Source organism: Moritella sp., from assembly GCF_013215705.1.
Taxonomy (GTDB): domain Bacteria; phylum Pseudomonadota; class Gammaproteobacteria; order Enterobacterales; family Moritellaceae; genus Moritella.
Genome location: NZ_JABSQR010000004.1, coordinates 108,100 through 131,568, shown reverse-complemented (window position 1 = coordinate 131,568; position 23,469 = coordinate 108,100). Strand labels below are relative to the sequence as shown.

At 40.2% G+C, this 23,469-nt stretch carries 16 protein-coding genes, 1 tRNA gene and 1 pseudogene; 10 read left to right on the top strand and 8 right to left on the bottom strand.

From position 1 onward, the window contains the following. Window positions 1-38: 38 nt before the first annotated feature. The 4 genes from HRT96_RS00945 (at window position 39) to HRT96_RS00930 (ending at window position 3,724) form a co-directional block, all read left to right on the top strand. The gene (locus HRT96_RS00945; RefSeq protein WP_293150893.1) at window positions 39-239 is read left to right on the top strand and encodes a hypothetical protein; all 201 of its coding nucleotides are present in this window, start codon (window positions 39-41) and stop codon (window positions 237-239) included. Beyond that, complete coding sequence (locus HRT96_RS00940) at window positions 236-1,639, top strand: oligosaccharide flippase family protein (RefSeq protein WP_293150890.1); 1,404 nt, start codon at window positions 236-238, stop codon at window positions 1,637-1,639. Before HRT96_RS00945 ends, HRT96_RS00940 begins: the two co-directional genes overlap by 4 nt. 72 nt (window positions 1,640-1,711) lie before the next feature. Next, the gene (locus HRT96_RS00935) at window positions 1,712-3,199 is read left to right on the top strand and encodes a sigma-54 dependent transcriptional regulator (RefSeq protein WP_293150887.1); all 1,488 of its coding nucleotides are present in this window, start codon (window positions 1,712-1,714) and stop codon (window positions 3,197-3,199) included. A 96-nt stretch (window positions 3,200-3,295) separates the two neighbouring features. Then, window positions 3,296-3,724 carry a tetratricopeptide repeat protein gene (locus HRT96_RS00930; protein ID WP_293150884.1) on the top strand — a complete coding sequence of 143 codons (429 nt, stop codon included), beginning with the start codon at window positions 3,296-3,298 and terminating at the stop codon, window positions 3,722-3,724. Between the two features lie 197 nt (window positions 3,725-3,921). On the opposite strand, the gene gltS is transcribed toward HRT96_RS00930, so the two are convergent. Then, window positions 3,922-5,145 (bottom strand): sodium/glutamate symporter, encoded by a 1,224-nt coding sequence (gene gltS / locus HRT96_RS00925; RefSeq protein WP_293150881.1) that lies wholly within the window; start codon window positions 5,143-5,145, stop codon window positions 3,922-3,924. Between the two features lie 555 nt (window positions 5,146-5,700). Between gltS and HRT96_RS00920 the strand changes: the two genes are divergently transcribed. From HRT96_RS00920 to HRT96_RS00910, 3 genes are all read left to right on the top strand, one after another. After that, window positions 5,701-7,875 (top strand): TonB-dependent hemoglobin/transferrin/lactoferrin family receptor, encoded by a 2,175-nt coding sequence (locus tag HRT96_RS00920; RefSeq protein WP_293150878.1) that lies wholly within the window; start codon window positions 5,701-5,703, stop codon window positions 7,873-7,875. A gap of 524 nt (window positions 7,876-8,399) precedes the next feature. After that, window positions 8,400-9,644, top strand: coding sequence for an SGNH/GDSL hydrolase family protein (locus HRT96_RS00915; protein WP_293150875.1), 1,245 nt, complete (start codon window positions 8,400-8,402; stop codon window positions 9,642-9,644). A 266-nt stretch (window positions 9,645-9,910) separates the two neighbouring features. After that, window positions 9,911-9,986 (top strand) — tRNA-His (locus HRT96_RS00910). A gap of 144 nt (window positions 9,987-10,130) precedes the next feature. Here the strand turns inward: HRT96_RS00910 and HRT96_RS00905 are convergent. Beyond that, the gene (locus tag HRT96_RS00905; protein WP_293150872.1) at window positions 10,131-10,712 is read right to left on the bottom strand and encodes a prepilin-type N-terminal cleavage/methylation domain-containing protein; all 582 of its coding nucleotides are present in this window, start codon (window positions 10,710-10,712) and stop codon (window positions 10,131-10,133) included. A gap of 336 nt (window positions 10,713-11,048) precedes the next feature. Between HRT96_RS00905 and HRT96_RS00900 the strand changes: the two genes are divergently transcribed. The 3 genes from HRT96_RS00900 to HRT96_RS00890 all read left to right on the top strand — a co-directional run bounded on the left by HRT96_RS00900 (window position 11,049) and on the right by HRT96_RS00890 (window position 15,795). Further along, window positions 11,049-12,518 carry an oligopeptide:H+ symporter gene (locus tag HRT96_RS00900; protein ID WP_293150869.1) on the top strand — a complete coding sequence of 490 codons (1,470 nt, stop codon included), beginning with the start codon at window positions 11,049-11,051 and terminating at the stop codon, window positions 12,516-12,518. Window positions 12,519-13,192: 674 nt separating this feature from the next. Next, window positions 13,193-15,562 carry a cytochrome c peroxidase gene (locus HRT96_RS00895; RefSeq protein ID WP_293150866.1) on the top strand — a complete coding sequence of 790 codons (2,370 nt, stop codon included), beginning with the start codon at window positions 13,193-13,195 and terminating at the stop codon, window positions 15,560-15,562. A 77-nt stretch (window positions 15,563-15,639) separates the two neighbouring features. Beyond that, entirely contained in the window at window positions 15,640-15,795 is a 156-nt protein-coding gene (locus HRT96_RS00890) for a hypothetical protein (RefSeq protein WP_293150863.1), read from the top strand. A 456-nt stretch (window positions 15,796-16,251) separates the two neighbouring features. Here the strand turns inward: HRT96_RS00890 and HRT96_RS00885 are convergent, their stop codons facing one another. The 6 genes and pseudogenes from HRT96_RS00885 to HRT96_RS00860 all read right to left on the bottom strand — a co-directional run bounded on the left by HRT96_RS00885 (window position 16,252) and on the right by HRT96_RS00860 (window position 23,451). Continuing rightward, complete coding sequence (locus tag HRT96_RS00885; RefSeq protein ID WP_293150860.1) at window positions 16,252-17,196, bottom strand: ABC transporter permease; 945 nt, start codon at window positions 17,194-17,196, stop codon at window positions 16,252-16,254. Window positions 17,197-17,201: 5 nt separating this feature from the next. Continuing rightward, window positions 17,202-18,176, bottom strand: coding sequence for an ABC transporter permease (locus HRT96_RS00880; RefSeq protein WP_293150857.1), 975 nt, complete (start codon window positions 18,174-18,176; stop codon window positions 17,202-17,204). A 156-nt stretch (window positions 18,177-18,332) separates the two neighbouring features. Further along, the gene (locus HRT96_RS00875) at window positions 18,333-19,883 is read right to left on the bottom strand and encodes an ABC transporter substrate-binding protein (protein WP_293150854.1); all 1,551 of its coding nucleotides are present in this window, start codon (window positions 19,881-19,883) and stop codon (window positions 18,333-18,335) included. Window positions 19,884-19,977: 94 nt separating this feature from the next. After that, the gene (locus HRT96_RS00870) at window positions 19,978-21,690 is read right to left on the bottom strand and encodes an ABC transporter ATP-binding protein (RefSeq protein WP_293150851.1); all 1,713 of its coding nucleotides are present in this window, start codon (window positions 21,688-21,690) and stop codon (window positions 19,978-19,980) included. A 270-nt stretch (window positions 21,691-21,960) separates the two neighbouring features. Next, window positions 21,961-22,434 (bottom strand): annotated as a pseudogene (locus HRT96_RS00865) (LysR family transcriptional regulator). A gap of 27 nt (window positions 22,435-22,461) precedes the next feature. Beyond that, the gene (locus tag HRT96_RS00860; protein WP_293150848.1) at window positions 22,462-23,451 is read right to left on the bottom strand and encodes a ribonuclease Z; all 990 of its coding nucleotides are present in this window, start codon (window positions 23,449-23,451) and stop codon (window positions 22,462-22,464) included. Window positions 23,452-23,469: the final 18 nt, after the last annotated feature.

Here is a 23,469-nt window from a genome sequence, read left to right as displayed (position 1 = left end):
ACTGAAATACAGGCATTAGTGAAGGCGGGGCTGAGATAGTGACCAAAGATACGGATTATATCGTTGCTCCGAAGGATGTTATTGCGCTAAAGCTAGCGATTGAAAGCTTTATGCAATGTCAAAATAATGTCAGGGAACAAATGAGAGTGTTGGCTTGGCAGTGCGTTGAACAATACTTTAACGCTCAAATTCAAGCTCGTCGATTATCGCATTTAATTGAAGGAACCAGAATTAAATGAGTAGCATAAAGGAAATGCTTATTTATGGTTTGGGCATCTTTGTACTAAAGGGCTTAGGGTTTGTGATGATGCCTATCGTGACGCGGATGTTAACGCAAGTTGATTATGGCGAGCTTAATTTCTTGGTTAGTATTGCCTCCATGATGAGCTTATTTCTGACGCTAGGATTAGGGGATATTTTATTTCGTTTTGCCAGTGGTCAGGTTAAAGCAGATAACGATGCTGTTATGCGTCAATGCTTTCGACTATCGTTATTGTGCGCGATGACATTTCTCTGTCTCGCGTTACCGCTAAGTGGCTTAATCATGAGTTGGTTACCAGTTAGTTTACGTTTATTTGACCTGCAGCTATTATTGATTAGTTTATCTTTATCTTCATTACTTACGGTGCCGTATTGTTATTTTAGAATGACCCATCGGGCACTGCCTTTTATGTTTTTTTCGGTGGCTCAAGGCTGCTTACAAACACTGCTTTCGATTGGTCTGCTTATCTCTGGTTATGGGGTAACGGGGATGATGTTATCAAGTGCAATTAGTAGCTCGGCTATTGCAATCGTAGTGTTAGTTTATTTCCGTTCTCATTTACAAGGTGCACGTGCTACTTTTTCGCTAGAGCATTACCGTTATATCGCCTTTATTGTTTGCTCGGGTATTTTTGTGTATTGCCTTAATGGGGCTGAAAACTGGCTGGTCGTGATCCACCTAGGCAAGCAGCAATTAGCTATATTTTTTGCGGCTGGACAATTTGGCTTGATGATCTCAGTAGCCTTTGAACCATTTCGTATGTGGTGGTACGCAAGGCGTTTTAAGGTACATGAAATGGAACCAGAACTGGGCGCTAAATATGCTGTACTCGGTGTGCAAATCGGTATGCTGCTGGCAGGTGGTATGTTGTTCATGGCTCCTATTTTGATGGACATTATGCTGCCTGAAAGTTACCGCGAGAGTATCAGTTTGATTCCTTGGATGTGTTTGATTATGGCGTTACGCTTCCACTCAGAATTATTGAATATTGGTTGTTTTTTGAAAAAAAATGCGCGGTGGACATCAATTATTGATGGTGTCTGTGCTTTATATCTATTAATTATGGGCTATTGGGCTGTTGGGGCATACGGGCTAACGGGTTTATTGAATACGATGGGGTTAACGGTATTGATTCGGGGAATTCTGTTTTATGTGATAAGTCAGCGACTGGTTTATTTACCTTATTGTAAATCACACCTAATCATATCGTGGCTAATTTTTATTGTGCTGCTGATTGTGAATATTACTAAGGTTACTGGTTATCGATTTATTGAATTTACCATTCTCGGGGTGAACACATTACTATTATTATATTTGTATCGTGATTTGTGGCGAGATTTAAAATTTACGGCATGGCGAAGACATATCCCTAACTAATATAGTTATTGGTAAATAGGGTAAAAATATTCAGGTATTTACCATAGGATTGAGATGACAAGGAGTCATTATATGGAGTTTACTGCGTTATTAGTCGAAGACAGTGTTGCTGTCGGCGCCATTTACAGTGCTTATTTACGTAATGAAGGGGCAAATGTTACGTATGTTCAATCTGGGCGAGATGCATTAGCTGAGCTTACTCGTTGGCAGCCTGACCTATTGATTCTAGATATTCAATTACCGGATATGTCGGGTATGGATATTTTAGCGACAGTACAGCAACGTCACCCCGAAATAAGTATTATTATGATCACTGCCTATGGTTCAATTGATATTGCTGTTGATGCTATGCGCGCTGGTGCATTTGATTTTTTAGTCAAACCTTTTGATGCCAAGCGCCTGTCAATTACCCTCCGCAACGCCCTTAAACAGCGACAATTAATTAACTTAGTGGCGAACTATGAAAGTAGCTTACCGAAGCCTAATTTCCATGGCTTTATTGGCGAGTCATTAGTGATGCAAGCTGTGTATAAAACCATTGATTGTGTAGCTAGCAGCAAAGCGTCTGTTTTTATTGTCGGTGAAAGTGGTACTGGTAAAGAGGTTTGTGCACAAGCGGTACATGATTGCGGGAACCGTAAAAATAAACCTTTTATTGCGCTAAATTGTGCTGCAATACCCAAAGAATTAATTGAAAGTGAAATATTTGGCCACACAAAAGGCGCATTTACTGGTGCGACGTCCAGTCGTGATGGTGCTGCAACTCGGGCTCATGGCGGCACGCTTTTTCTAGATGAAATATGTGAAATGGACCTTGATTTACAGAGTAAGTTATTACGTTTTATTCAAACTGGGATATTTCAACGGGTTGGTGGATCGCAAGAAGAACACGTTGATGTTCGATTTATTAGTGCGACAAATCGTCACCCTTGGAATGAGGTGAGAGCGGGGCGATTTCGTGAGGATCTATTTTATCGTTTACATGTAATACCAATTGAAATACCGCCATTGCGTATGCGGAATAATGACGGTTTTTTGATTGCGCAACAGTTACTTGCCGATTATAGCAAAGAAGAGAGGAAAGCATTTAAAGGCTTTGATCATAATGCAAAAGAGATGATTATCAATTACGCTTGGCCAGGTAATGTGCGTATGTTGCAAAATGTGATCCGTCAGATAGTGGTGTTAAACAATAGCGAACTTGTTACCAGTTCGATGTTACCAATTGAGATACAGCAAGCAAACATGGTTGATAAAAAGCAAAAAAATCCGTCGTTATTGGCCTATGAACTAGATCCCAATAAGCAGCCTAGTTATGACACTTTTCCAACCTTACTGCCTAATGATAGTGCAATGCAATCGGAAAAAGCGATAGTTATTAATCACATTGATAACAACATCATGCCATTATGGCAAAGTGAAAAACAACTTATTGAAAATGCGATAGCACATTGTAATGGCAATATACCCAAGGCGGCAGCATTGCTGGATATAAGCGCGTCGACTATTTACCGAAAACGTCAGAATTGGTCTGAGCTCTCATCAATTAATGTGAATTGATAAATATGAAATTATATTCTATCTTTACATAACCTTGGCTTTAGATGATAATGATTATCAAACATAAACAAGAATCATTACTATTTGGGGGTTGTTATGCAAACGTGGAAAGTGTTAATGGAAAATGGTCGTAGTTGTTTTAACTCAAAATTTTGGCAAGATGCTGAGGTTTGCTATCAACATGCAGTTGAACAGATAAAGCTAGAATGGGATGAGAAGCCCGAAAATGAGGAACTATTCATGGCTTGGATATCTGCTCAACATAACTTAGCAGCAGTGTATGAAGAACAAGGTCAACATTATACTGCACTACGATATTTAACCATGCCTCATCAGTGGATGATGTCATTACTGCGCGGTGAAACTGCATCTGATGCCTTGAAGGCGTTAGCCACACAAGCGGTCAAAGTTACCTTAGTGCCGTTATTGGACTTTAGCCATCGCCACCCTATCTGTGACTCTTGCTTTGATGCTTTACAGGTATCACCTGAATGGCTTGAAGATCCTCATCCAACAATGCATTAATCTTAGGTTCATTAAGTCATCATCTGTTTATGGAATAGGGGAGGGGAATTATGCATTTATTATGGGCTGTACCTGTGATGCTTGTGTTTTTTTATATCGTGATATGTATTCGACGCGCGAATAGAATTAAGCCAAAGCGGCGGTAATGGGTATAGCGATTACCAGGCCTGTAACTTACAGACCTGATAGGCTGAAATTTATCCAATAAAGCTGATATAGCCTTGTAGAATAATCAAGTTAACAATATCAATGAAGAATGCGCCAACAATAGGCACCACCATAAATGCTTGTGGTGAAGGTCCGTAGCGTGATACCAGCGAGCCCATGTTCATCACCGCGGTTGGTGTAGCACCCAGACCAAAGCCACAGTGACCACCGGCAATAATTGCGGCATCGTAGTTTGAACCCATTACTTTAAAGGTGACAAAATACGAAAAAAGCGCGAGTACCACGGCTTGCACCGCTAAGATAATAAGCAGTGGTAAGGCCAAATCAAAAATATTCCACAATTTAAGATTCATTAATGCCATTGCTAAGAACAGTGATAAAGCGACGGTACCAAGGATATCAATAGCTTCACTGTTTACTTTATAACTTTTGGTTACTTCTGTGGTGTTGGTGAAGATCACGCCTAAAAATAGCGCATAGACAAAGTCTGGAATGCGTAACCAACTAATGTTGAGCAATGAAACTGCTTGTTCGACATAACCAGCACCGACAACACACGTTAATAGAATAAACAGTGTTTCGATGATACTTTTACCTGTAATGCGGTCTTCTTCTAACTCATTATAAGTCACCAACTCAGGGAATTGTTCGTGATGGTTGGTACCAATACCATAGTCGGATACTAAGTTATTCTTGGTGATGAGGCGTTGGGCAATTGGCCCACCGATAATGCCACCAATAACTAGACCGAATGTCGCTGCCGCCATTGCCAGTTCAAGGGTGTTGATTCCGTAAATGTCGTAAAATGTTTGCGACCAAGCTGCACCTGTACCATGACCACCTGATAGGGTGATTGAGCCAGCAATTAAACCAAGGATCGGTTCAAGTCCAAGCATGGTGGCTAAGCTCACGCCAATACCATTTTGAATAATAATATAGAAAGATGCTATGGCTAAGAAAAGGAATACTTTCGAGCCGCCTTTTAATAGCTGAGTATAACTCGCCGCTAAACCTACAGTACTAAAGAACATTAACATTAGTGTGCTTTGTAAGGGCAGAGAGAATTCAAGCGTGATATTTTGAAAGTGTAATAGGGTGATGGTAATTGCGACGATTAACCCACCGACTATCGGTTCTGGGATATTAAAGCGCTGTAGTGCGGGGATTTTTTTATTAACGATGTGCCCTAAGAACAGCACTAAAAATGCAATTAAAAAAGATTCGAGTTCACCAATTGAATAAATAGTATTCATATTACCTCTTGGTTATTTATCAGCCTGATCGGTATTGCTTAATCTGAAATGAATGTGAATAAGCAGATCAAAATGCTGATTTATGATTGAAGTTGATATTTAATACGGAGTAAAAAGTGTGGATGAATGATTCCTGTCCATTGATATTCACAGTCTCATGATTGATGACCGAATTGTTTACTCTGCGCGTTAAATACTTATTAAATACAGAGGTGCCATACCTAAGTATATATGCAAGCGTTTACCACTGTGAGTGGCTAGCTTTGCAGTTTAGCTATCTATTATAGATAGGTTAATTGAAATATAGTGCCTGAATATAGCATATTTTCATGGTTATTCATTATTTATAGTTAAATGCCGATATTTGAACTAATTGAATTACTAATAATAACTAGGTGATAAACCAACCACTACCATTAATAAACATAAAATACTTTATTCTTTGTCCAGTTCCAGCTCACCCAATGTAAACGCCAATGAGAATGATAGCAATTCTCATTTGATCTTGTTATATTGACGTCACTTAAATATTAATGATGCTGTAAGGAACTCTCGATGTCTTGGAACAAGAAGTATTTAACCACATCTATTTTATTAGCTTTATCAATGCCAGTAATTGCTGAATCAAATAACAACACGGCTGATGCGACTACCGTGGTGTCAGCGACACGCTCAGAACAATTACTGACCGATGTTGCAGCGTCAGTCAGTGTTATTTCCGCTGATGATATTGAAGAAAATATAGTGAAAAATGTAGGTGAAATCTTTGACTATACGCCGGGCGTAACAGTCGAAAGTGATCCTCGATATGGTGTTCAAAGTATCAATATTCGCGGCATGGAAGGAAACCGAGTTAAGATTGTTATTGATGGTGTATCACAGGCAAATCGTTTTGATTCTGGTCAGTCTTTCATCCAAGCAGGCCGATTAGATATTGACCCTGATATGATCAAATCAGTTGAAGTGGTAAAAGGTGCCGCATCGAGCTTATATGGTAGTGATGCCATTGCTGGTATTGTTGCCTTTGAAACGAAAGATCCAAGTGATTTTCTGGACGCTGGGGATAATAGCGGTGGTCACCTAAAATTAGGTTATTACTCGGTTGATCGTAGTTTTTCTCAATCGGTGGCATTAGCGAACCGTACTGGTGATTTAGAGACGTTAGTGGCTTATACAAACAGGGCTGGTGAAGAAGAGCAAAACTTTGGTGAGCCGGACCCGCAAGAAACTGAAAATAATAATGTGTTAGTGAAGCTGCAATATCAGTTAAATGAAAATCACCGCATTGAGTTTACCGGGGAGCAGGTTGTCTCAGATACGGATACCGACCTTCCACTTGATATTAACCCTCCATATGCCAATTGGGATAAAAGTGTTGATGCAGCGGATCAAAGTAAACGTCAACGCTTAGGGGCTAAATATATCCTTACCGCCAATAATGCTGCTTTTGACACTATGTCAGTGCAATTTGATTGGCAGAAAAGTAAGCAAGCATCGCAAACAACGCGCAGTAGTTCAACAACCAGTATGTTTACACCTAATACGGATGAAGTTAAAGAATACCTTTATGCCGAGCAAGGTTATGAAGTAAGTGCTCAGTTTGAGAAGTCTTTAATATTGGGGGGAATGGAGCATCACTTAATTTACGGTCTATCTTATGCTACTCGTGATATTGAAAACACTAATTTAACCCATTATGTAAAAGGAAATGGCGATACTGGTACTAAGCTTTATTACTATATGCCTGAAGCTGAAGATACTAAGTGGGGCGCTTATTTGCAGGATCAGATCTTATTGCTTGATGGCGCTCTCGTATTAACTCCAGGCCTTCGTTTTGATAGTTTCAGTACTAAGCCGGACAATACAGACCCAACAACATCATATAATGATGTCAGTGGTTATGAGCCGACAGATTATAAAGAATATTCAGATTCAGCGGTAACAGCTAAATTGGGTGCATTATATAACCTAACTGATGATACTAAGATATTCGCACAGGTGAGCCAAGGTTTTAGAGCCCCAGATTTTCAAGAACTGTATTATTCTTGGAGCAATACTGCCCATGGTTATAAAAGCCAGCCTAATCCAGATTTAGAAGCAGAAACAAGTATCTCATATGAAACTGGTCTACGCGGGAACTTCGCTGCGGGTAATTATGAGTTTGCCTTGTTCTACAGTGATTATGATGATTTTATTGATAAGATTAAATATCAAGAGAATGGTATTGATATTACGACCTATGACAATCTAGACAAAGCAACGATTAAAGGTGCTGAAATTGCTACTAACCTTTGGTTAGACAGCTTAATTGGCGCATTTGACGGTACTACGTTACGTTTAGCTGCTGCTTATACTGAGGGCGAAGATCAAGATGGTTTAGCACTTAATAGTGTCGCACCTTGGAACATGGTCGTTGGTCTTAACTATGATAGCCCGAGTGCGAATTGGGGGACGTCACTGAAAACGGTTTATACAGCGAAGAAAGGTTCAAGTGATATTAATACAACCGTAACGGGTAATGAAAACCAAATTGAAAACCCGAGTTCAACAGTTGTTGATTTAACGGCATACTACAAGCCGATGGAAGACTTAACATTACGCGCTGGTGTTTATAACCTAACAAATGAGCAGTACTGGTCATGGAGTGATGTGCGTGGTTTAACTACACAAGATAATGATCAGTCTCAAGCTGAACGTAACTACGGTGTGACTGTTAAATATGCGTTTTAATTAAATTTGATAATATAATTGTTTGCTTTAATTAGCCTATAAATCCGCTGGACTTTAGTCAGCGGATTTTTTATGTCTGTAATTTTCGAGCTAGCTTCTTTCGAATTGAGGGTTTTGACTGTTTGTATAAAAGAGACAATATGATTTGTTTGATTATTGAACAATCTCGACTTGGTATACATAATCTATAATTATTTTGGTGGTTTAATTTTCTATTTAGTTATGAGCTAAACGCTCAAATTTTCACGTTTAAATTATTATGTTTTTAAATTTTTGGACTGAACTGGTTACCAAATAAAAGTATATCAAATCAGTCGCTTATTTTCCAACCCCACTGTCAGGAAATGCTCTTAATTTATAACATGAACATAACTGATGATAGCTGGTATTGCTTGAATTAGCCTCCCAAGTAAGAGCAATTATATTAGTAGTGCGTTGACTTTATAGAGCATTTATTCAAAATATCACCACGGTGAGAATCGTTCTCATTGTTTTTTGATGACTTAGTCAATAAGAGGTAAGCGATGAAGAAATTAACTATTCTACTCAGTGCGATACTGTCTTTCACTGCTGCTGCAAGTGAAACCACTATGGTTCCTGAGCCTATTGTGGCAGCACAAGCTAGTAGCACTCAGGATGAAAACACATATACCTATGTACGCTGTTGGTATCGCACCAGTCATTCACATGATGATGCTGCAACGGATTGGAAGTGGGCGGAAAATGCTGATGGTGATGACTTAAAGATTGATGGATATTGGTGGTCTTCGACTTCTTTTAAAAATATGTTCTATACGAATACGCCACAGAACGTAATAAAGAAGAGCTGTGCTGATACTTTAGGGGTCGATCATGACAATGCTGATATGACCTTCTTTGCAGCAAATAATCGTTTTTCATATAATCACTCGATTTGGACAAATGATGTCGTAATGCAACCAAATAAGATCAATAAAGTTGTCGCATTTGGTGATAGCTTGTCTGATACTGGAAACATGTTTAACGCATCGCAATGGCGTTTTCCTAACCCTAACTCTTGGTTCCTAGGCCATTTTTCGAACGGTTTTGTGTGGACTGAATATGTTGCGAACGCACAAAATATACCGCTCTATAACTGGTCTGTTGGTGGTGCCGCAGGTACCAACCAATATGTAGCTTTAACAGGTATCTATGAGCAAGTTACGTCTTATCTTACGTATATGAAAATGGCGAATCACTATAATCCTGAGAATATTCTTTTTACGTTAGAATTTGGTCTAAATGACTTTATGAACTACAACCGAGAAGTGGGTGATGTAAAGGCTGACTATAGTAGTGCATTGGTTCGTTTGATTGATTCAGGTGCTAAGAATTTGTTATTAATGACGCTGCCAGATGCGACAAAAGCGCCACAGTTTAAATATTCGACTAAAGAAGAAGTCGCAAAAGTACGCGCTAAAATCGTAGCACTTAATGCCTTCATTAAAGAGCAGGCGGCGTACTACCTTGTTCTAGGTTACAATGTCAAACTATATGATACGTACGCATTATTTGAAGGGTTGACAGAAAGTCCAGAGCAATACGGTTTTGCTAACGCGAGTGATGCGTGTTTAGATATTAACCGTAGTTCTGCTATTGATTATATGCTTAGTCATAGGTTAACCAACGACTGTGCTAGTAACGGTTCTGACAAATATGTATTTTGGGGTGTTACCCATCCTACAACCGCTACACATAAGTATATTGCGGATGAAATATTAGATAGCGGGTTAGAAATGTTTAATTTCTAGTTTACATCTAGTTAGCTTTAATGCTTCAGTAATCTACTTATCTTTAAAAGCAAAGACTAAGTAGAATTCCTGTTTTGTAATAGAGGGGGCGGTTGTTATCCCCCTCTATTACTGGGTGTTTGCTTAAATTTAAATCGAAGGGCGTGGAAAGTGTTCATGCGCAGTAAGTCGGCTTGCATGTTGAAACTAACTGCTGCATACTCCATCGCATTGAAATGATAGACGTCTGGCTAACAATGTTTAGCGGGATAAGTCGATAGTTAATGGCGGTTGTAGCTCAGTTGGTAGAGCCCCGGATTGTGATTCCGGTTGTCGAGGGTTCAAATCCCTTCAGTCGCCCCATATTAAAAAGCCTGCTTATATAAGCAGGCTTTTTTGATTTTATGAATATAAAAATATAAACCACTTCTTTCATTTATCTTTTAACAATACCATTACTACTGCTATCTGAATCAAAACCGAAGCAGCTTAGATGCAGTATTTTAGTTAATCCTTAAAGATAGATGTCACTCTTCCTGTTTTAGAGTCATAGTTTATCGATATTTTTGCTTTTGCAGGTTTATTGGTCGTATCACCGAGTGTTCTCAAAATGTAAGTACACTGGCTTTGATCTGTGCCACCGTCTGCTTTGTGGCGGTAGGCCGTAAAATCCGAACCATCACCTTTAATTCGCGATACTGATGGCGGATCAGCTAATAATTCTTCCCATAATGAGACGCAACCTTGCGTGCCTTTACCTATATTATGTGGGTTTTTTATTACACCTTGATTATTACCTTTGTTGATACCGATAGGAAATCCGCTTGGATTGACATCGAGTTCTCCGCTGCCATAACCTGGGATATCAACCATGTACTCACTTTTCCCCAGTATTTGGTAGCGGATTTGTACAAAGCTAACAGCTTGTTGATAACCGGCTGCAATCGCTTTAACGCGGCTTATTTCCGCATCTTCACGGAAGTTTAAAAATTTAGGGAGCGCGATAGCAGTCATCACCGCCAAAATTATAATAGTGATAGTTAATTCAATAAGGGTAAACCCATTTGCTGTTCTTGATTGAGATGTCATTCCGCGCCTATTTTATGCTTACTCGTCTTAAGTGTCACTTAATGGTGTGTAATTGGTAAATGATTGGGGTATTTATTGTTAGCGTTTTTAGTCAATTATGCTTACTTAGTGATGGACTGTCATTATATAATATTAATTATTGTTTGGGCTTAGCGTGATCATCTGCAAAATGACCTGTAGGTGTTGTATATGTTTGGTTTATTCAATTTTAGATAGAAAAATATAGTGGACTTGTGTTTATTTATGCGATCTTCGCCTATAACTGGTTACTCCTTAAGTGTTACCATCTCGACGAATTACCTTTCATTACTTACCCATACTATAAGAGATTAAGTTATGTGGAATCGATTGAATAAATCTATGATGTGTTGCCAAATGTTATTTGGCTTATCTTTCTACGGCGTAATGGTTGTTTTAACCCGCTTCTTTTTAGAAGATTTAGGGTATAGCGAAGCTGACACTATGATGGTTGTTGGTGCTTTTTCTTCTATCGGCCCGTTGTTTGCGATTGCTGGTGGTTTCATTGCTGATAAGTTTTTAGGTGCTTATCGCTCGCTAACGATTGCTTATCTTGGCTTTACCATTGGTTATACCTTACTTGTGTTAGGTGCGTCAGCAGGTAATGTGCCATTAAGTTTAGTGGGTATTGCATTGGCAAGTTATGGTCGCGGCCTTATGTCGCCTTCTTACCCAAGCTTATACAAACGTACATTTGCGAGTCAGGAAGACTTTGAAAATGGTTACTCAGTTAACTATTCTGTGAATAATATTGGTGCCTTCTTAGGTCAGTACTTATTCCCGATGTTGGTGCTTATGGTTGGCTTTAATGGCAGCTTCATGTTGTCAGCAACGATGGCCGCTATTGCTTTCATTATTCTAGTTGTTTCACGCAAACCATTATTAACAGTAGGTGCTGAGATTGACCAAGCGCCGGTAAGCACAAAAAACTGGATTGCATTTACAGTACTATCGTTAGGTATGATTGGTTTAGTATTTTTCATGTTCTCTAACATGAATATCGGCCAAAACATCGTATATGCAATTGGTGTTGCTGCGATCCTTTATTTCATCTCGTTGATGTTTAAAGCTGAACGTGCAGATGCATTAAAGATGGGTACTATTCTTATCATGACGGTATTAACGACTGCGTTCTTTGTTTACTACGGTCAAATGATGACATCAATGACGATGGTCACAATCAATACCATGCGTGGTGATCTGTTTGGTTTCATTCCAATTGCACCTGAAGCGGCAATGGCAATGAACCCACTCTGGTGTATTGTTGGTGGTCCAGTGATCGCCTATGTATTTTCGTCACTTGAAAAACGTAATATTTACTTTACTACCGCGACGAAAGTGGGTTTCGCATTTATCCTAACGGCGATTGCGTTTGGTATTCTTACCATGGCAGTACTCAATGTGGGAGAAAATGTAATTATCCGCCCTGAAGTATTCTTGGCAATTCATTTCTTCCAAGCATTCGCTGAAGTTATTGTAGGCAGTATGGTGGTGGCATTTATCTTGTCTGTCGCGCCGAAGCACATAGAGAATTTCTCGGTAAGTCTATTCTCTGTTGCTATTGCAATGAGTGGTATTGTTGGTGCGGTATTCTCGACTTCGATTGCGATGGAGAAGGGCCAAGAGATCACCCAAGAGATTGTACAAACAGTTTACGGTGACTACTTCAGCTTGTTGACCGGATTAGCGGTAGTGATGGTAGTAGTCGCATTTATGGCTTCGTTTGTGATTCGTAAGATGCTTGAGAAGAGTAAAGAAGCTGAAGACATGACAACAGCTCAAGCGTAATTACACATGGTTTTAAATAATACGGTAGGGCTATGACCTAAGCTATAGACCTACGAATTTACTGACGAAAAGAAGGCTTCTAAATTGATATTAGAAGCTTTATTTATTATTTCACCGCTAACTTAGCATTGTCCAGATCTGGCTAGTGCAATAATGCTAAGCCGAATTTGCCCCGAAATGGCTTAGAGTCCTTACTCTGTCATAATATTTGCATATCGATGTGCTATATATTTTCTCATGTGAGGGATTGGAGTGATTTGTCATATCTGTTGTGGTCAAGTAAGTAGGCCGTTGGGGTAGAATATATATTAACACTTACCTCTACCTGATATTGGTGGGCCCATTGATAACGTATTGATAACCCATTGATGCAATAAAATTATTGGCATTAACAAACCCAAGTCACTTATGTACTTGGGTTTGTCGTAACTCGTAATCCTGATTTCCACTATCGCGATCCCAACAGCATTTAAAATACCAAGCTGCTTTGAAACCATATCGACAATAAATGATAGCATCGCAGTTGCTTTTTAAACCCAGTGAAGCGTTCTAATATCATACAAAAAAAACTTCTAAGAACTTAATTTATATATTGAATATTACTCAAATTCAGTGTAAATTCACCGACCTTAATTAAAATGAAAGCAGTTATCATTTGCATTTACAGGAAGAGTATGTCCAACAATTTCCCATTTGCTCGTAGAGCAATATCAACGGCAGTGCTTATCGGCACACTGTTCGTCCTAAATGGTTGCCAAGAGAATCGCTCCTCATCGGCTCCGTTGCCTACACCACAGCCAGAAATGTCAGAGGAAGCATTTACTTTCTCAGCTAAAGTAACCCATGATGAAGCTGCAGGAAGCACCTTTACTGTCTCCCAGCCCAGCACGAAGTTGACAATAGTGGGTACAGTAGATAATGATGCTCGTATTAATGTGACCGTTCCGGTCGGTACAAATCTTAATCACCCCTTACAGATCAGTGTCTCGCTGAATGTAGATACATTTAAGTATCTGAGTGAAAACGTCGAGACTCTCAGTAAAATTGTCGAAAACCAAGCCGCTTCTCAACTAGCCAGAGCCAACCTATTTATCAAGAACCAAGAGGGGGCTTCTTCGCCTGTTGTTGAAGTGAGCTTACAATCAACCGCTGAATTTGCTCAGGCGGATACTGATCTAAATGGATGGCTATCTATAAAGGAAATCCAGATCAAGCACAGTGATAGCGCTCAAGATGACTATTTAACACAAGTAAAAGATTTGATGATTGCCGCAGAAGTGGCTCGCCAGACCCCATCAAAGCTCTATTATAAAACCACCTATGAAATGATGGCTAAATTCCAAGTGGATAAAATGGCCAAAAATGCTTTCTTTGCCACCCACAGCACTCTGATTCAAGCTGCACGCAAGTCATTATTCAATCAAACAAGCACGCCCAATGACGAAACTAGTGACTTCCTGCGCTTAGATAGCAGTGGCTGGCCTCTTAGTGATCAAACGCTAACCTATAATGAACAACCTTGGTCATGTGTTGATGATATTCGACGAGTTCCAATCAGCGACTATGGGATCCGGCTCTGGAATACTAATGAACGGGCAGAAAAGAACTCGGCCAAAGAGGATCTCGGTACTATGATTCAAACGCTCAATGACTCGGAAGTATGTAAGAAGTCGAATTGGCGCCTCCCTTCAGTGACTGAGCTATCAGCACTATTTTCTGGCACTGATATCAAGTTTCCAAATACATTTCCGAGCCTAGAGATATCCGCTCGATACTGGGCAACAGATGAAGATAGCCAGCAGGTGCTTGTCTCTTTTTCATCAGGTGGTGAGGTGATAGCACAACCGACAGAAGAAGATAATGGAATAGCTCTGCTGTATAGCTTTGAGTCCTATGATGTATGGTCCAATATCATTTCAATTAATACACCCGTTAATCTACCCGAACTACGAAAGGTCTATTCACAGTCTCCGTCAGCTTGGCCGGAGCCGAGAGTAGCTGAAGGAGTGGAATGGCAAGAATTAGGTCTACGTCCGGCGGTGCCATTTCCTGCTGATAACCCCTACTCTAAAGAAAAAGTGACTCTTGGCCGTACCTTGTTTTTCGATAAAACTCTTTCTAAGGACAACACTCTCTCTTGTGCAAGTTGTCACGATCCGGCCAAAGGATGGGCTGATGGTTTAAGTACTGCAATTGGTATTGATGGTCAAAAAGGGCCAAGAAATACGCCAACCATCATCAATACGGCCTACTATGACACCTTGTTTTTAGATGGGCGTGTCGGATCGCTGGAAGAACAATCTTTACATCCAATTGCCAACCCCATTGAAATGGGCCAACCTCTCGATGAACTGCTGCTAAAATTGGATCAAGAACTGCAGTATCCGGCGTTATTTAATGCAGCATTTGGTGATACAACCATAACCCTTGACCGGATTGCTAAAGCAATTGCCACCTTCGAGCGAACAATCATCAGCAAAGACAGTGCCTTTGATCAGTTTCTGAAAGGGGATACAAATGCATTGACCGATCAACAATTGCATGGACTGCACCTTTTCCGAACCAAAGCACGCTGCATGAATTGTCATAGTGGCTCGATGATGACCAATAATAAGTTCGAGAACATTGGCTTAACCTATTATGGTCGCAATTTAGAAGACCGTGGTCGTTATAGTGTGACATTCAAACCTGAAGATATGGGCCGGTTCAGAGTACCGATGCTACGAGATATCAAAGCAACAGACCCAACGACCCACCTTGGTTTCTTCCAGCTCATGTGGACTATTCCTAATTTCAAAGCTTTTGGGTTGCTGGCAATGTATAACAACGGCATGACAAGAAACCGTAGTGGCAACTTCCCACAATATGAATCTAAATATGATAGTAACTTTCCTACCGTTTCTCCGCTAATAGAACGACTTGGCATGACATTAGCAGAACTCCAAGCTCTTGATTCTTTCATGTCTGCTATTTCTGCTGATGTGCGGACAGACAGTGCAACTCCGGAAGAGATGGGTATCACTTCGGTTGAGCTTAGTGACTAATACTTTTCGTGTATTTCGGCGTTAAAAGTTGACGCCGAATTTATCCATAACCTGCCCCAGCACTTTGGAAAGTTGGTATGGATAACGCTAAAGTAGATGCAGCTTTATATTTATTAACTGGTTTTTTACAAAAGCTAAAGGTTGAAAATCCAGGGCTAATTAAAGACATGCAGAGTGCTGTGGAGGAGAGGAAAATAATATATCTCCTGATGTCGAGAGCTATGAGAGTGTAGTGGATGAGTAAAACTGGCCACCAGTTTGTAGACAATTTGCATGTTCTGGTTCTGTGCTCAATGACAGTAAGCTAGATCCAACGTAATCTAAATGCATGGTTTTTAATATCTGACTAGATCCTAGTAAATATAGCTAGTTAAAAGACCATGGGAGGGATTCAAAATCCTTCACGTCCCCTACAAAATCTAATGATATTACTATCGGCTAGTACAACAACTCTATCAAGGTTTTGTCTATCAATGGCTTAGGGTGTCGCTCTAAGTCGTGTGAACACCAAGGGACTTTGTCGTACCATAACTACCAAGGGACTTTGTCCTGACTGGAAGATAAGAATAACAGATCGCAATACTGTGGAAGGTTGTTTTCATATCATAAAAAAAGCACTGAACGCATTTACGAACAGTGCTTTTTTATTACTATCATTTACTTACACATAAACAATAACGCTTATTTGCTTAACCTTTATAGATCTTCGGGTTAAATGCATCACGTAACCAGTCACCTAGTAGGTTAATTACCAGCACAAGTGTTACCAGTAATACACCCGGGAAGGCTGTGATCCACCAAGCACCAGAGAAGATATACTTAAAGCCGGTACTGATTAACGCACCTAATGAAGGTTGATCAACCGGTAAACCTAAGCCTAAGAATGACAGCGCAGCTTCTGACATAATGGCATTGGCAATCTGTACCGTTGAGATCACTAGGATAGGGGACAAGCAGTTTGGCAGTATGTGTCTAAACATAATGCGCATTGATTTCAAGCCCATCACTTGCGCTGCTTCTACGTATTCTTTTTGTTTCTCGGCCAATACCGATGCACGAATAGTACGCGCATATTGCGGCCATTCGGCAATACCAATGATCACCACGAGCATGACCACCGCATATTGACTAAAGAATTCACTCCCAAAGCTGGCTTTAAAGATCGCCGAAACAATAATCGCTACCATCATGGTCGAAAATGAGAGTTGTACGTCAGCAACACGCATCAGGAAACTATCAATCCGGCCACCGAAGTAACCTGCAGACAGACCAATCGCAATACCTAAGACTAATTGTACAGCAACGGCTAAGAAACCAATGGTCAGTGATAAACGCGAGCCATAAAGCATAGTTGATAAAATATCACGGCCTTGATCATCAGTACCTAATAGGAATCGTTCGTCACCCTCTTCTAACCAAGACGGCGGTAACTCTGAATCCATGATATCAATAGTGGTGATATCATACGGGTCTGTTGGTGCGATTAACGGTGCTGCTAACGCTGCGATCAAGAAAGTCATAAAGATCGCAAAACTGAACATAGCGACCTTATCTCTTAAGAAATAATAAATAAGATCTGAGTTTTTAAAGCGTTCCCAGCGAGTAGGAACATGAGACGACGTTATTGTGTTCATACCTATTATCCTTTACCTGTGATGTTTACGGTAGGGTTAATCACCCCATATAACAGGTCAACTAGGGTATTTGTTACCACAAAAATTAAACCAACGAAGATGACATAAGCAGTAATTAAAGGTGTATCTACACGGTTAATCGCTTCTAAGAATAGGAAACCTGTCCCTGGCCACTGAAATACCGTTTCGGTCAAAATTGTGTACGCAATCATAGTACCGATTTGTACACCACCAACCGTAATAACTGGCAGCATGGTATTTTTAAGCGCATGTATATAATAAATTTTGTTTAGTGATAAGCCTTTTGCTTTCGCAAACTTGATGTATTCCGAGCTCAATGCTTCTAGCATTTCAGAGCGAACCAAGCGGATGAAAAGTGGCAGCATGATAGAAGCAAGTGAAACACTTGGTAAGATTAAATGCAATAAACCATCTTTAGTCAGGAAACCGGTATTCCAGCCCATGATATTGACCGTTTCACCACGTCCATAAGAGGGTAGCCAACCTAGTTCGATGGAGAAGATGTACATCAGTATGATCGCAGTAAGGAATACCGGTACCGAGATACCAATGCTACTGACCGCCATAATTATTTTAGTGAGTGTACTTTTGGGATGAATAGCGGAGTAAACTCCTAACGGAATTGACACAAAAACGATAATTAATGCTGCGCCAAACACCAATTCAAGTGTTGCTTGAAGTTTATCTAAGATAACTTCTGCTGCAGGTCTTTTAAAGAAATACGAAGTGCCGAGATCACCTTGCACTGCATTAACAAGAAAACGACTATATTTAGTCATGTAAGGATCATTAAGACCTAGTTCATCACGAAGTGCTTGTCGTTCTGCTTCAGATACAGATTGACCAACTAATTCACGTAATGGATCGCCTAGATTATCTTGAATGGAAAATGCTACCAAACTGATCACGAACATTACTATCAAGGCTTGAAACAGGCGTTTGATCAGAAATGTGAACATTCCTTGTCTCCCAAAGTATTATTAAATTTATAGCGTTTATCGCTATATTTTTTGTAAAAATAATCGGTGTTTTTATCAGATTATCGTGATAAAAACACCGCGTAGTCACGGTATGAAATACCGATAAGTTTTCGTAGTTGATTTAACTGTAAAAGTTTATTTAACTACTAGGTCACCGAAGTACGGGAAGTTTAATGCATTTACAATTGGAGCAACTTGTAGAGTCGATTTTGCGCCCCAAGCTAGATCTTGCCAATGTAGTGGCACGAAAGCAGCTTCGTCATACAAGATGTTTTCAACACGTTGCAGCATAACACCACGTTTTACTGAGTCTGTTTCTGCGTTTGCACTGTTTACTAATTTATCAACTTCAGCGTTCGAGTATTGACCGCAGTTGTAAGCACCACGACCTGTTTCTTCGTCACGTGTCATTGTTAAGAATTCAGAGAAGTTCGCTGAATCTTCAGTATCGGCATGCCAACCAATCATCATCATGTCAGCTGAGCAAAGATCAAATTCAGGCCAGTATTGTGCTTTTGGCATTGTTTTAAGGTCAACTTTAATGCCGATTTTAGATAGCATTGATGCGGTTGCTTGTGCGATTTTAGCATCGTTAACATAACGATTGTTTGGTGCCATCATTGACAGTTTAAAACCATTTTCATAACCAGCATCTTTCATTAACTGTTTGGCTTTTTTCAAGTCATAACGTGGCACTAAGTCAGCGTCATAGCCAGCGTAACCTGCAGGACCTTGTTGGCCAGCAGTTGTGCCGAAGCCTTTCATGATTTTTTTAACAATCGCGTCGTTATTGATGGCATGTACGATAGCTTGACGTACGCGCACATCTTTAAGCGCTGGATTGCTGTTTTGGTTCATTTGGAACGTGATAATACGGGTACCAGATACGGTTACCAGATCGATATTTTTTGTTTTTGAAACACGTTTTTGATCGTTTGGTGCAACAGGGTAGATCATGTCAACGTCGCCAGAAAGGAGTGCCGCAACACGTGTCGCATCTTCTTTAATTGGCACAAGCGTTAGCTTGTCTACGTTACCTGGTGATTTTTTATCCCAGTAACCGTCGAAACGTTCGAATACCACTTTTACGCCTTGCTCACGATAAGCAATAGTGAAAGGACCTGTACCTGATACGTGGGTTGATGCAAAAGAGCTACCGTGTTTAACGATGGCAGATTTGTCTTTACCGTTCGCTTGACCAGAGTAGAACTTCTTATCCATTGGGAAGATATAAGTTGCTGTCTGTAATACCAGAGGGTAGGGTTCTGAAGATATGATTTCTACTGTGTAGTCATCAATCTTGGTCATTTTCTCGTATGGAGAGAAAACGTTTTTGAAATCAATTGATGATTTTAGACGGTCGAATGTCCATATAACATCATCAGCAGTTAGTTGGTTACCAGAGTGGAATTTTACGCCTTTACGTAGGTGAAAACGGAAAGTTGTGTCATTTACACGTTCCCATTTTTCAGCGATACGGCCTTCAAAATCGAAATCTTTGGTAAAACGAACCAGCGGATCAAACAGCATGTGCGACATCTGTAGTGTACCACCAGATAATTGCTCATGCGGGTCAAGCGATACCGGATCTGCATCATAAGCAACTGTGATATCTGCTGCTGCAGCGCTAAAGCTTAGGCCTGCGGCCATTAGGGCAATGGCGAGTTTGGTCTTTAAGGTTTTCATTTGCATAACTCCTTCATGCTGGGACGTGATTCCCGAATGTGTTGTGTTTTTTTGTTTTTATTAAACAGTTGTTTCTTCGTTTTTATAATAATAACTAGCTCGCTAACTTGTCACGCAAACCTTTAAATTCAGGCATTAACGAAATAAGATGCTGGCTGTATTCATGCTGTGGATTAGTAAATAAGTCTTCCGTTGCCGCTACTTCAAGCAGTTTACCTTTTTGCATTACACCGACGCGATCACTCACTTGACGAATAACCGGTAAATCATGACTAATAAACAGCATAGTTAGATTGAGTTCGTCTTGTAAATCTTTAAGTAGATTAAGAATTTGTGCTTGTACTGACACATCAAGTGCTGATGTCGGTTCATCACAAATTAATAAACGCGGCCGTGTTGCAAGCGCGCGGGCAATCGAAATACGTTGACGTTGACCACCAGAGAACTCGTGTGGGTATTTAACCCCTGCCATTCTACCTAGTCCGACATGATCCAGTAGGTCGTGTACAATTTGACGAATTTCAGTTTCAGATGATGCCAGTTTATGGAAACGAATTGGTTCTGAAATAATATCAAAAACCTTCATTCGTGGATTCATCGACGTATATGGATTTTGGAACACCATCTGCATTTGACGACGAATTGGGCGACGTTCTTTTTCAGATTTCAATGCGGTTAAATCAATGCCTTCAAACGTGATATTACCTTCATTCGGGGTATAAAGACCGGCGATAATACGTGCAATCGTTGATTTACCTGAACCAGATTCACCCACCAGACCAAAGGTTTCACCTTCGTTAATATGGAAGCTTACTTTGTTCGATGCTTGGACGTATTCACGTTTGCTTTCAAAGAATGAATCTTTAGTTACAAAGCGCAGACTGACATCATTTACTGTCAGTAGTGGACCCGTGTATTCACGTTGATCCTGACTTTGACCTAACCAGTGGTTTTTAATATCGATTTGCTTCATTTCTTCGGCTTCTTCGATATAGCTTACCAGCGGAAAACGATCTAACTTGATATCAGAGCGCGGTACCGCAGAAATAAGGCTACGGGTATATTCATGCGAAGGATCGCTCAATACTTGCTTGGTTGGACCAAATTCAACAAGGTCACCGCGGTACATCACGGCAATTTTATCTGTTACATTCGATACCACACCCATATCGTGGGTAACCAGCATACAACCCACGTTTTTCTTAATACATAATTCGCGGATCAGTTTTAGAATTTGATCTTGAATTGAAACATCAAGTGCGGTTGTTGGTTCATCGGCAATGATTAAATCGGGTTCACAAGACAATGCGATAGCGATAACCACACGCTGTCTCATACCACCTGAGAATTGATGCGGGTATTGCTTAATACGTAATTCTGGTTCAGGAATACCGACTTGTTCCATTAAGGTAATGGCCCGAGAGAACGCTTCTTTTTTGCTTACATCAAGATTGGCTAGAATAGTTTCGGTAATTTGACGCTCGATGGTAAAAAGAGGATTTAGTGATGTCATTGGATCTTGGAAGATGAAGCCGATTTTTGAGCCACGTATTTTGCGCATCTCTTTGGCTGTTAATCCCGATATTTTTTTACCGTCAAGATATACTTCGCCGCTAGCAATCACACCTGGTGGGCTTAATAGATCAATAACAGCATTACCCACAGTTGATTTACCTGCACCAGATTCGCCAACTATACCAACGATTTCACCGCGTTCGATAGAAAAAGACAATGATTTCACTGCAGCGTGAACCCCATGTCGAGATGGATATTCGATGCGAAGATTTTTTACTTCTAATAAAGACATTACCAGACCCTTATAACTCGATGATTCCCCATCCAGTCTGAAAAATTGATTCCATTCATTATCAGCAGTAGATGTCACTGATATGTTACGTGGGTATTAATCTGACAAAAAAACTGCGATAAATCAACATAAAAGGTATAAAAATCTAGATTCAGCAACTTTTTTGCACTAAAAGGCAGGTTATCCATAGTATATTTAGATTTTTCAAAAATAGTTACGCGCAGGATTATAGACTTTTTACGTAAAATTAACTAATAAGTAATATGGTTACTATTTTATAACACCCCGATTTAAGACTTGGTATATCCAGTTCATGACCGGACCACTGGCTTGATCTCGACGTTTAACTATGCCCATTTCAATCAATAAAGGGTCGGTAATGTGAGCAGTGGATAATTCTAATAAAGCGTCTTTATACAATGTATATTAGTGATATGCTCAGGCACTAACGCCCAGCCAATACCTCTGATAACTAATTCGGTAATGTAATAATAACTGTCAATATGCCATGAGCTGTGCGGCTTCATCCATGGCGATAGTTATCGATATCTCTTCGCCTGCGGGTGTCAGTATCGGTAGTCGTGCACTGCGGTCAAACAAGGTTACATCAAGGTCAGTTTCTAAATTAGCGATTGCGGTACTGACTCGTGATTGTGCTTTGCCCAAATGGCGTGCAGCGGCAGAGAAAGAGCCGAGTTTTACTGCGGTTACAAATGCTTCTAATTGATCGACCGTCCAATTCACTGTATATCTCGCTTGTTTATCATATTGTTATTTGAAAACTGAATGGCTGTTAGCGTTAGTTAAAACGCCTTGTTTGTTTAATATAAAGCGGTCAAAGTCGTTGGCTAGAAACAGGTTTTTACTATAAACAGTACGGGCTTCGTTTTCGATATCGAAGATAGAAGGGCTGCTGTTTATCGCGTATTGATAACGTGGGCTAAAGTGGGTTAACACTAAGTTATCAAGTCCAATATCATTGGCAAACTGAGCAACCAGTTTGGCGTAACTGTGTTGTGGCCCCGAGCCGATTTTGATGGCGATATCTTGAGTATACGTTGCTTCATGCACTAATACGTTTGCGGTCTTGGCTACTTGAGTGAGCAGTGATGGCTTATCGTTATCACCTGAGATGATAATTTTTCGTGGATCTTGAATCGGTAATAAGTAATCTTGTGCACAAATAATGCGCCCATCATCGAGTTGTACATCTAACCCTTGTTGCAACTCGCCCCAAAGCTTGCCGCGAGTGATCTTGTCTTGTGCTAACTTATCGACATCGAGCTTATTGCTTAATCTGTTTTCAATGAAACTATAAGCCACAGAAGGCAAGCGGTGAGAGAGTTCAGTCGTCTCTACATCAAATTCAATGGCTAGGTCGTCGAGTGTATTATTTGGCTCATCAATACACTTATACTTTAGTTCATAGTTTAAATTGAGGTGCACAGCAGTTTGCATCAACTCGATGAAGGTTTTAATTTCTGATGGCCCTACAATCCAAAGTGGTTCTGTCCTGCCTTGCATTGCGGCACTGGCTAATAACCCGGGTAGACCATAACAATGATCGCCATGGATATGGGTAATAAAGATCGCCTGTAATTGCGTTAAAGACAGTTTGGTATGTAATAGCTGATGTTGAGTACCTTCACCACAATCAACTAAGCACCATTTTTTGGAATTAACCCGGTGAATAGCCAGCCCCGATACATTACGGGTTTTGGTCGGTGTACCTGCCGATGTACCTAAAAATACGATTTCCATGATGCGCTTCTTTTGTGT

Bases quoted from the DNA above. Each gene is read 5' to 3' on its own strand.
- HRT96_RS00940 (WP_293150890.1), top strand. From the start codon at position 236: ATGAGTAGCATAAAGGAAATGCTTATTTATGGTTTGGGCATCTTTGTA.
- HRT96_RS00935 (WP_293150887.1), top strand. From the start codon at position 1,712: ATGGAGTTTACTGCGTTATTAGTCGAAGACAGTGTTGCTGTCGGCGCC.
- HRT96_RS00930 (WP_293150884.1), top strand. From the start codon at position 3,296: ATGCAAACGTGGAAAGTGTTAATGGAAAATGGTCGTAGTTGTTTTAAC.
- gltS (WP_293150881.1), bottom strand. From the start codon at position 5,145: ATGAATACTATTTATTCAATTGGTGAACTCGAATCTTTTTTAATTGCA.
- HRT96_RS00920 (WP_293150878.1), top strand. From the start codon at position 5,701: ATGTCTTGGAACAAGAAGTATTTAACCACATCTATTTTATTAGCTTTA.
- HRT96_RS00915 (WP_293150875.1), top strand. From the start codon at position 8,400: ATGAAGAAATTAACTATTCTACTCAGTGCGATACTGTCTTTCACTGCT.
- HRT96_RS00905 (WP_293150872.1), bottom strand. From the start codon at position 10,712: ATGACATCTCAATCAAGAACAGCAAATGGGTTTACCCTTATTGAATTA.
- HRT96_RS00900 (WP_293150869.1), top strand. From the start codon at position 11,049: ATGTGGAATCGATTGAATAAATCTATGATGTGTTGCCAAATGTTATTT.
- HRT96_RS00895 (WP_293150866.1), top strand. From the start codon at position 13,193: ATGTCCAACAATTTCCCATTTGCTCGTAGAGCAATATCAACGGCAGTG.
- HRT96_RS00890 (WP_293150863.1), top strand. From the start codon at position 15,640: ATGGATAACGCTAAAGTAGATGCAGCTTTATATTTATTAACTGGTTTT.
- HRT96_RS00885 (WP_293150860.1), bottom strand. From the start codon at position 17,196: ATGAACACAATAACGTCGTCTCATGTTCCTACTCGCTGGGAACGCTTT.
- HRT96_RS00880 (WP_293150857.1), bottom strand. From the start codon at position 18,176: ATGTTCACATTTCTGATCAAACGCCTGTTTCAAGCCTTGATAGTAATG.
- HRT96_RS00875 (WP_293150854.1), bottom strand. From the start codon at position 19,883: ATGAAAACCTTAAAGACCAAACTCGCCATTGCCCTAATGGCCGCAGGC.
- HRT96_RS00870 (WP_293150851.1), bottom strand. From the start codon at position 21,690: ATGTCTTTATTAGAAGTAAAAAATCTTCGCATCGAATATCCATCTCGA.
- HRT96_RS00860 (WP_293150848.1), bottom strand. From the start codon at position 23,451: ATGGAAATCGTATTTTTAGGTACATCGGCAGGTACACCGACCAAAACC.